Below are 9,050 nucleotides of genomic sequence, written 5' to 3' on the forward strand. Positions count from 1 at the left end.
GAGTGGTTGTGCCCGGGGTGTTGGGCGGGGCGGGGGACGTGGCCGGCGTCGGGCCCGGGGGGGGCGCCCCCGGCGGCGGCGCCCCTCGACTCGACGGTCGTCTCGTCGATCAGGTCGGTGATGACCAGGCGCGCGTCGGTGGCGCGACGCCGCTGGCCGGTGTCGGTGGTCGTCACAGGGCGATCTCCTGCGGGAGCAGGCCGAGCAGCGCGAGCTTGTCGCGGATGGCGTCGGCGGTGAACGGCTTGATCACGTACTCGTGCGCGCCGGCGGCCAGGGCGCGGACGATCTGGGTGTGCTCGCTCTCCGACGTGACCATCATCATGGTCATCGACCGCCACGCCGGGTTGGTGCGGACGGCGGAGACGAACTGCAGCCCGTCCATCACCGGCATGTTCCAGTCGATGGTGGCCAGGTCGGGGATCCAGCCCTCGTCCAGCACGTCGAGGCCGGCGCGGCCGTGCTCGGCGTCCCGGACCTCGTAGCCGAAACCGGTCAGGATGCCGCTGACGATCCGGCGCATGGCGCGCGAGTCGTCGATCACCAAGGCACGCATGTCAGGCCCCCTTCAGTGGGCGGTAGGCGGAGCTGCGGCCGATCACGACCCGCTCCCAGGAGTCGTCGACGCCGAGGGTGGTCTCGGCGGCGCCGAGGAACAGCCAGCCGTCGGGTCGCATCAGGTCCCGCACGCGGCGGAGGATCGACTGCTTGGTCGGCAGGTCGAAGTAGATGAGGACGTTGCGCAGGTAGACGACGTCGAACGGCCCCATCCGCGGCAGCGGCGCCGCCAGGTTGCACTCGCAGGCGTTGACCATGCGGCGCAGGTTCGGCGACACCTCCCACTCGTTGCCCGAGCGGGTGAAGTGCCGGACCAGCATCGGCGCCGGGAGGCCGCGGTTGACCTCCAGCTGGCTGAACCGGCCGGCCCGGGTGCGCTGCACCATCTCGCGGGAGAGGTCGGTCGCGGTGATCGACACGCGAGAGGCCGCGTTGGGCAGGGCGTCGTCCAGGAGCATCGCGATCGTGTACGGCTCCTGCCCGCTGGAGCAGGCCGCCGACCAGATCTGCAGCCGCTCGTTGGCGCCACGCGCCTGGAGCAGTGACGGGAGCACGGTCGACGTCAAGGCGGTGAACGGGTCGCCGTCGCGGAACCACGAGGTCTCGTTGGTGGTGAGCGCCTCCACGATCCGGCGGGTGTGGTCGGCGTCCGGGCGCACCCGGACGCTCTCCACGAGCTTGCCGACGTCGGTCATGCCCATCTGTCGGGCGATCGGCAGGAGCCGGGCCTCCACCAGGTACTCCTTCCCCGGCTGGAGGACGATCGCGCTCTCCTTGCGGACCAGGTCACGGACCCAGTCGAAACTGGTCGCGGTCAGGCTCATCGACGACCTCCCACGGCCATTGGGGTGCTGGTGTTCAGGACGGCGGCACCCGCGAGGTGCCGCTGGATCGCCTCGGCGATGCGCTCGAGCGGCAGCACCTCGTCGGCGTAGCCGGCCTGGGCGACGGCGCCGGGCATGCCCCAGACGACCGACGTCGCCTGGTCCTGCACGACGACGGTGCCGCCGGCGTTGCGGATCTCGCCGCAGCCGTTCCGCCCGTCGGCGCCCATGCCGGTGAGCACGACCCCGAGGACGGCGCCGTCGTAGGCGGCGACCGCGGAGCGGAAGAGCGGATCGACCGCGGGGCGGCAGAAGTTCTCCGGCGGGTTCTGGTTCAGCGCGGTGCTGTACCCGGCCCGCCCGTTGTTCCGGACGACGAGGTGGTGGTCGCCGGGGGCCAGGTGCACGGTGCCCGGCGCGAGAGGTGTGCCGTCCACCGCCTCGACGACCCGCAGCGGCGAGAGCCGGTCCAGCCGCTGGGCGAACTGGCGGGTGAAGACGGGCGGCATGTGCTGGGCCAGCAGGACAGGCACCGGGAGGTTCGCCGGCAGGGCGGGAAGCACGCGGGCGAGCGCCTCCGGACCACCGGTGGAGGAGCCGATGACCAGCACCGCCGGCTTCTTGCCCGGACCGGTGCGGGGCACGGCGGGGCGGGGCGGCGGGACCGCGGGAGCCGCGGCCCGGGCCGGCGTCGTCACCGGGCGGCCGGTGAGCGCCTTGATCTTCGGGATCAGCTGCTCGCGGACGCTCTCCATCGACTGGGCCACGCTGCCGACGTTGGCCGGCTTGGTGACGTAGTCGTTGGCCCCCGCCGAGAGGGCGTCGAGGGTCGCGGTCGCGCCGCGCTCGGTCAGCGTGCTGAACATGATGATCGGCAGGCGGGTGAACGCCCGGCCGGCGCCGCCCCCGCGGATCCCCCGGACCGCTTCGATGCCGTTCAACTCCGGCATCTCGATGTCCATGGTGACCAGGTCGGGCTCCAGCGCGGCCAGCTTGCCGAGGGCCACCTTGCCGTTGACGGCGGTGCCCACGACCTCGATTTCCGGGTCCGCGGAGAGCACGTCGGTGACGATCTTGCGGACGACGACCGAGTCGTCGACCACCATCACCCGGATCGGGTTCACACGTCCTCCTGGCCCCTGCCCGCGCCGACCGGCGGGCTCGTTGTCTGTATCGGCATCTCCGCGTCCGGCTTGAGCCCGTCGGCGGTGCGGCGTCCGATGTCGCCCGCATTTCTCGGATGATCACGACGGGTGCGCCCCGGCGCGGCGCCGAAATGCACGGCACCACCGACCGGTGACCGCGACCGACATTCCGAGGAATGGTCGTGGAGGTCTCCGGTGCGGGAGCGCCGTGCTCCCCGGAACGCCCCAGATCCGCATGGCCGCGCGGTGGATCGCGGACTCGGCGGACTGGTGCCGACTCAGATTCTCGGCGGCGGAGAGGGCGGGTGAAGCCGACACGCGAAAAGGTGCCGCGCTATTTCCTGGTCGCCCATCATTGTCGACGATGGCGGGAGAGCGGCGCACGGGCCATTGTCGACAAGTGCCCCGGAAATGGTCGCCGAGCGGGAGGGATGCGACGCGGCGCGGACAGCCGCGGGCCGGTCAGGCGAGGGCGGAGACCCGTCGGCCCGGGGCGCGGAGCACGGCGGCGCTCTCGCTGCCCAGCAGGTCGTCGAGCACGAGCGCCTGGACGCACCCGGCCACGGCGTTCCAGACGCCGGCGGCGCCGTCGTGCAGGTCGAAGCCGCCGTCGAGGAAGGCCTGGACGGCGAGCAGCTGCGCCGAGGCCAGCGCCCGGGTGCGCCCGGACACGTGCGCACCCCACGAGGCCTCGTGCATCGCGGTGGCCCACGGCCGGTGGGCGGCGCGCCCCTCGTCGACGGCGGCCCGCCAGCGCGACCGACCGCCCTCGTCGAGCTCCCGGACGGCGGTGAGGAAGCCGGTCAGCTCCCCGGCGTGCTCGAGCCCCCAGCCCGCGGGACCGGCCAGCGGGCCGGCGTCCAGGGCCCGGTCGAAGGCGGCGGTCAGGTCGCGGCGCACCAGTGGGGGCAGGACCCCGGCGGCCCAGAAGCCGACGGCGGCGTCGGCCAGCACGTCGGCGGCCTGCTCCCAGGTGTCGGCGCCGAGCCGGCCCGCGAGGGCGTGCTCGTGGCCCAGGACGTCGTCCCGGAGCAGCCGCTCCAGCGTGGGCGCATCGCCGATGGTGCCCTGCTCCAGCTGGCGCACCAGCAGGGCGGTGCGGTCCCCGGCGCCCTCGGCGGCGCCCGCGGCGGTGCGCACGTGCGGCACGGCGGCGGCCATCTCCCGGGCGCGGCGCGACCGGACGGCGCGCACCCCGCGCTGCTCGCGGTCCAGCCCACGACCCGGGTGGACCCCGGCGAGGCGGGTGAGCGCCTGCTCGTCGGCCCCGAGGCCCGCGAGGAGGACCTCGGCGACCTGCCGGCCGGCCGGCAGGCGGACCAGGTCGAAGCCCAAGGTGGCGGCACTCACCAGGGAGTAGGGCACGGCACGCCTCCAGGGCTCCGGGAACGGGACGAACCCATGCTGGCTGCCCGGGCGGGGCAGCACCATGCGCCCGTCACCCCATCGCAGGAGCGCCTGTACCCCTACAGCGCGTGTCGCACCGTGCGCGGTCAGCGATTGATCACGCCTGGTGACCGGTCGCTACCGCAGGTGCTGCCCCGGTCGTCGCGCGTCCCGGTCCCGGAAACGCCGGAGCGGCGGGGAGGTGGTCCCTCCCCGCCGCCCGGTGCCGCGGTGTGGTGTCGTGCCGAGTGGGCCCCGGACCGGAGGACGACACCGTGCTACGCGCTGACGGCCTTCTGCACGTCCAGGGCCAGCAGCAGCTTCCCGTCGAGCTTGTAGGCGCCGCGGATGAGATCGCGGGCCTGGCCCTCCAGGGTGTCCGGCGGCGCCTCGAAGTCGCCGGCGTCGACGTCCACCACGTCGGCGATGGAGTCGACGAGCATGCTGACGGCCTCGCCGTGCAGCCGGACGACGATGACGACGGGGTCGGTGCCCTCCGGGCGCGCCGGCCGGCCGAGCCGCTCCCGCAGCTCGATGGCGGTGACCACCTGGCCGCGGAGGTTGATCAGCCCGGCGACGGCCGTCGGGGCGAGCGGCACGCGGGTGAGCTGCTGGCTGCGCAGCACCTCCTGCACGTGCTCGACCTCGATGCCGTACAGATCACCGTCGAGCCGGAAGGTGGCCAGCTGGCCGCTGGTCGCGGGCGCCAGGGTGAGCGTCGATTCGGTCACGTCAGACCTCCAGCAGTGCGTCGGGGACGCCGGAGGGCGTCGAGGAGGGGTGGGTGGCGCTGGGGGCGGCCGAGTAGAACTGCGGATCCGCGGCGAGGATGGCGGCCCGCACGTCGAGCAGCTCGGTCACCTTGTCGCCCAGGACGGCGGAGCCGAGCAGGCCCATGTCGTCGATGTCGCTGCGCACCGCGGCCTCGCCGTCGACGATGTCGAGGATCTCCTCGACGACGATGGCGACGCTGCGGCCGTGGTCGGCGTAGACGATGACCTCGAGCACCTCGCGGTCGGACTCGCCGAAGGCACCCAGGTGCCGGTCGAGCCGGACCATCGGCAGGATCGCGCCGCGGTACTGGACGACCTCGCGGTTGCCGACCTTCTCGACCGACTCGGCGCGCACCTGCTCGAGGCGGGTGACCGTGTCCAGCGGGATGGCGACCCGGCGGCCGCCGCCGATGGCGGCCAGCAGCATGCGCTGCCGGTCGGTCTCGGTGGCCACGGTCTGCAGCGAGCCGGCGCGGGCCTCCTGGCGGTCGGTCGTCTCGGTCCGCAGGGCCCGCCGGGCGAGCGCCTGCACGTCGAGGATGAGGGCGACGGTGCCGTCGCCGAGGACGGTCGCCCCGGAGTAGAGGCCGATGGACTTGAGCTGGCCGCCGACCGCCTTGACGACGATCTCCTCGGTGTTGATCACCCGATCGACGACGAGCCCGAAGCGGCGGCCCTCGGAGCGGAGCACGGCGATGACCACGTGCCCGTCGTGCCGCTCGGAGGTCAGGCCCAGGACGTCGGTGAGCCGGACGAGCGGGAGCAGCTCGCCGCGGAGCCGGTAGACCTGAGCCCCGCCGACCTCCTCGACCGCGTTCACGGCCTTCTCGGCGTCCAGGGAGACGAGCTCCTGCAGGCTGATCTGCGGGATGGCGTAGCGGTCGGTGGCGCACTCGACGGTCAGCGCCGGGACGATCGCCAGCGTCAGCGGGATGCGCAGCCGGCAGACGGTGCCCACGCCGGCATCGGACTCGACCTCGATCGTGCCGCCGATGGACTCGATGTTGGTCTTGACGACGTCCATGCCGACGCCGCGGCCGGAGACGTTGGTGACCGCCGCGGCGGTGGAGAAGCCGGGCAGGAAGATCAGCTGCAGGATGTCCGCCGGGCTCATCCGGGACAGCGCGTCCTGGGTGAGCAGGCCGCGCTGGACCGCCTTGGCGCCGAGCTTGACCGGGTCGATGCCGGCGCCGTCGTCGGCCACCTCGACCACGACCTGGCCGCTCTCGTGCCGGGCGCGGAGGGTGAGCACGCCCTCGGCGGGCTTGCCGGCCTTCTTCCGGTCCTCGGGCGCCTCGATGCCGTGGTCGACGGAGTTGCGGACCAGGTGGGTCAGCGGGTCCTTGACCGCCTCGAGCAGGGTCTTGTCGAGCTCGGTGTCCCGGCCCTCCATCTCCAGGCGGATCGACTTCTTCAGCTGGAGGCCGAGGTCGCGGACGACGCGCGGCAGCTTGGACCAGATGTGGTCGATCGGCTGCATGCGCGTCTTCATGACCCCCTCCTGCAGCTCGCTGGCGATCAGGTTGAGGCGCTGGGAGGCGCGGATCAGGTCGGTGTCGGTCTGCCGCGCGACGTTCTGCACGATCTGGTTGCGGGTGAGCACCAGCTCGCCGACGAGCAGCATCAGCTCGTCGAGCAGGTCGACGTCCACGCGGATCGTGCTGTCGGCGACGGCGCGGCGGGTCTGGCCACCGGCCGCCTCCGGGTGGGCGGCCTCCCCCTCGGGGTGGTCGACGACGGGCTCGGGCACCAGGCGCTCCTCGGCGACGGGAGCGGCGACGGGAGCGGCGGCGACCTTGGCGCGCGGCGTCCGCGTGGCCGGGGCCTTGGCGGTTGCCCTGGCGGGCGCCTTCGCGGGGGTCTTCCGCGCGGCGGCCTTGGCCGGGGCCTTGGCGGCGGCCTTCGCGGGGGCCCGGGGGGCGGGCACCGCCGCAGCGGCCTCCTGGGCCACGGCCGGCGCAGGGGCCTCGGCAGCGGCGACCGGGCCGTCCTCCATGGCGGCGCTGATCGCGGCGACGACGGCGGAGACGTCGACCGACCCCTCGCCGCCGGAGGCCTCGATGGAGGTCAGCAGCGACCGGACCGTGTCGACCATCTGCAGCAGCACGCTGGTGCGCTGCGGCGTCAGGGCGAGCTCGCCGTCCCGCAGGCGGGACAGCATGTTCTCCCCGACGTGGGTCACCTCCTCCAGGCGGTTGAACGCCAGGAAGCCGCTGGTGCCCTTGATCGTGTGGATGGTCCGGAAGATGCTGGACAGCCGCTCGCGGGAGTCGGGCTCCTGCTCGAGCGCGACCAGGTCGGTGTCGAGCTGGTCGAGGTTCTCGTGGCTCTCCACGAGGAATTCCTCGACGATGTCGTCCAGACCGTCCACTGCTGCCTTCTCTCTCATCGCGACGGGGCACAGGCGGCCCCGCTGGGTCATCGGCGGGCCGTCGGCGGAGTCAAGGTGAACCCGCGCCGACGCCCGTCAGCCGTGTTATCGGCAGCCCGCCGCTGCATCCGACCGTCGCCGGGGCGGGCTGGTGGTGCTCAGTAGCTGAACCGGCCCACCGCGGCCCGGAGGTCGCCGGCCATCCGCGACAGCTCGTCGACGGCGGTGCGGGTCTGGGTCAGCGCCTGGGTGGTGGAGTCCGCCGCCGTGGAGACGCTGGTGATGTTCGCGGCGATCTGCCCCGATCCCCCGGCGGCCTCCTGCACCGACCGCGACATCTCGTTCGTCGTCGCCGTCTGCTCCTCCACCGCGCTGGCGATGGTGGTCTGGCGGTCGGAGATCTGCGCGACGATCGAGCTGATCTCCTCGATCGCCGCGACCGCCGCGGTCGTGTCGCCCTGGATGGCCAGCACCCGGCGGGCGATGTCCTCGGTCGCCTTCGCCGTCTCCTGCGCCAGCTCCTTGACCTCGTTGGCCACCACCGCGAAGCCCTTGCCGGCCTCACCGGCACGAGCGGCCTCGATCGTGGCGTTCAGCGCCAGCAGGTTGGTCTGCTCGGCGATGCTCGTGATCACCTTCACCACGTTGCCGATCTCGGCGGAGGACTCCCCCAGCTTCGCCACCGTCGCCGTCGTGGTCTCCGCAGCGGTCACGGCGCGGGCCGCGACCTCGGAGGCCTCTGCGGCGTTGCTGGCGATCTCCCGGATCGAGGCACCCATCTGCTCGGCACCCGCGGCCACCGTCTCCACGCTGCGGGAGACCTCCTCCGCCGCACCGGAGACCACGCCGGCCTGGGCGGAGGTCTCCTCCGCGGACGACGCGATCTGCGCCGACGAGGCCGACAGCTCCTCGCTGCTGGCGGCGACCGCGTCCGCCGCACCCACGACCGCGGACATCACGGTGCGCAGCTGCACCACGGCGCTGTCGATGGCCGCTGCGACCCGGCCCACCTCGTCCTCGCGCTGCACCCCGGTCTGCCGGGTGAGGTCACCGGCGGCGAGGGCACCGGCCACGGTGACGACCTCGTTGAGGGGACGGACGATCCTGCGGGCCACGGCCAGCGCCAACCCCGCGACGATCAGCGCACCGAGCGCGATGACCGCGATCATCGTCCACCGGGTCCGGGAGTCCTGCGCCTCGGCCTCGGCGGTCGCCTCTGCCACGCGGTCGTCCAGGGACGCCTTGAGCTCTTCGGTGAGCTCGATGATGCCGAAGTAGATGTCGTAGCCCTGCCCGAAGATCAAGGCGTCCGCGGCGTCCGTGTCGGCGGGCGTGCCCCGCTCGTACAGCGCGACGACCTGGTCGTCGATGGCGAAGAACTCCTGCCACTGGGTGCGGATCTGCTCGTAGGCCGCCGCCTCGTCCGCATCGAGGAGCTCCATCGGCATCGCCTGGAGCTCGTCACGGAGCCCCTCGGCGGCGTCCAGGAAGCCCGCCCGGTTGGCGCTCGTGGGTTGGACCGCCACGACCGGGCCGCTCAGCCGGGCATCCCAGGCGTACGCGGTCTGCCAGCCGCTGACGTCGGCGTTGTAGTACTCCATGCGCTGGGCATGGCCCAGCGCGTCGTTCAGGTCGGCCACGTGGTGGCGGGCCTCCCCCGCCGAGCCGAGACCCGCGAGGGCGAAGCCGCCGACCGCGACGGCCGCGGCCATCCCGGCCGCGCCGACGGCGAGGATCGAGCCGCGGACCCCGATGCTGCGGCCGGTGCTGCGCTGTGACATGACTGCTCTTCCTGGTCGTGAGGGAGGTGAGGTTCCGCCCGCTCCCCGGCGCCGACCGGGTGGCCGGCGCCGGGGACGGCCGCTCAGTACTTGAAGTTGCCGACCGTGGTGCGCAGGTCGGCGGCCATCCGGGACAGCTCGTCGACCGCGGACCGGGTCTGGGTCAGCGCCTGGGTGGTGGAGTCCGCCGCGCTGGAGACCCCGGAGATGTT

At 73.3% G+C, this 9,050-nt stretch carries 7 protein-coding genes and 1 pseudogene; all 8 read right to left on the minus strand.

Annotation, left to right across the window (positions count from 1 at the left end; genetic code table 11):
• Positions 1 to 172: 172 nt before the first annotated feature.
• The gene (locus ACI794_RS20570; protein ID WP_456604250.1) at positions 173 to 556 is read right to left on the minus strand and encodes a response regulator; all 384 of its coding nucleotides are present in this window, start codon (positions 554 to 556) and stop codon (positions 173 to 175) included.
• A gap of 1 nt (position 557) precedes the next feature.
• A complete protein-coding gene (locus tag ACI794_RS20575; RefSeq protein WP_456604251.1) occupies positions 558 to 1,382 on the minus strand; it encodes a CheR family methyltransferase in 825 nt (274 codons plus the stop codon).
• A complete protein-coding gene (locus ACI794_RS20580) occupies positions 1,379 to 2,506 on the minus strand; it encodes a protein-glutamate methylesterase/protein-glutamine glutaminase (protein ID WP_456617255.1) in 1,128 nt (375 codons plus the stop codon). Before ACI794_RS20580 ends, ACI794_RS20575 begins: the two co-directional genes overlap by 4 nt.
• A 483-nt stretch (positions 2,507 to 2,989) precedes the next feature.
• A complete protein-coding gene (locus ACI794_RS20585) occupies positions 2,990 to 3,892 on the minus strand; it encodes a hypothetical protein (RefSeq protein WP_456604253.1) in 903 nt (300 codons plus the stop codon).
• A gap of 299 nt (positions 3,893 to 4,191) precedes the next feature.
• A complete protein-coding gene (locus ACI794_RS20590) occupies positions 4,192 to 4,644 on the minus strand; it encodes a chemotaxis protein CheW (RefSeq protein ID WP_456580253.1) in 453 nt (150 codons plus the stop codon).
• 1 nt (position 4,645) lies between these two features.
• Positions 4,646 to 7,057 carry a chemotaxis protein CheW gene (locus ACI794_RS20595; protein WP_456617256.1) on the minus strand — a complete coding sequence of 804 codons (2,412 nt, stop codon included), beginning with the start codon at positions 7,055 to 7,057 and terminating at the stop codon, positions 4,646 to 4,648.
• 158 nt (positions 7,058 to 7,215) lie between these two features.
• Positions 7,216 to 8,838 (minus strand): methyl-accepting chemotaxis protein, encoded by a 1,623-nt coding sequence (locus tag ACI794_RS20600; RefSeq protein WP_456617257.1) that lies wholly within the window; start codon positions 8,836 to 8,838, stop codon positions 7,216 to 7,218.
• 83 nt (positions 8,839 to 8,921) lie between these two features.
• Positions 8,922 to 9,050: pseudogene (locus tag ACI794_RS20605) on the minus strand (methyl-accepting chemotaxis protein); the annotation flags it as partial.

The sequence above is a fragment of the Blastococcus sp. SYSU DS0541 genome (assembly GCF_054050875.1).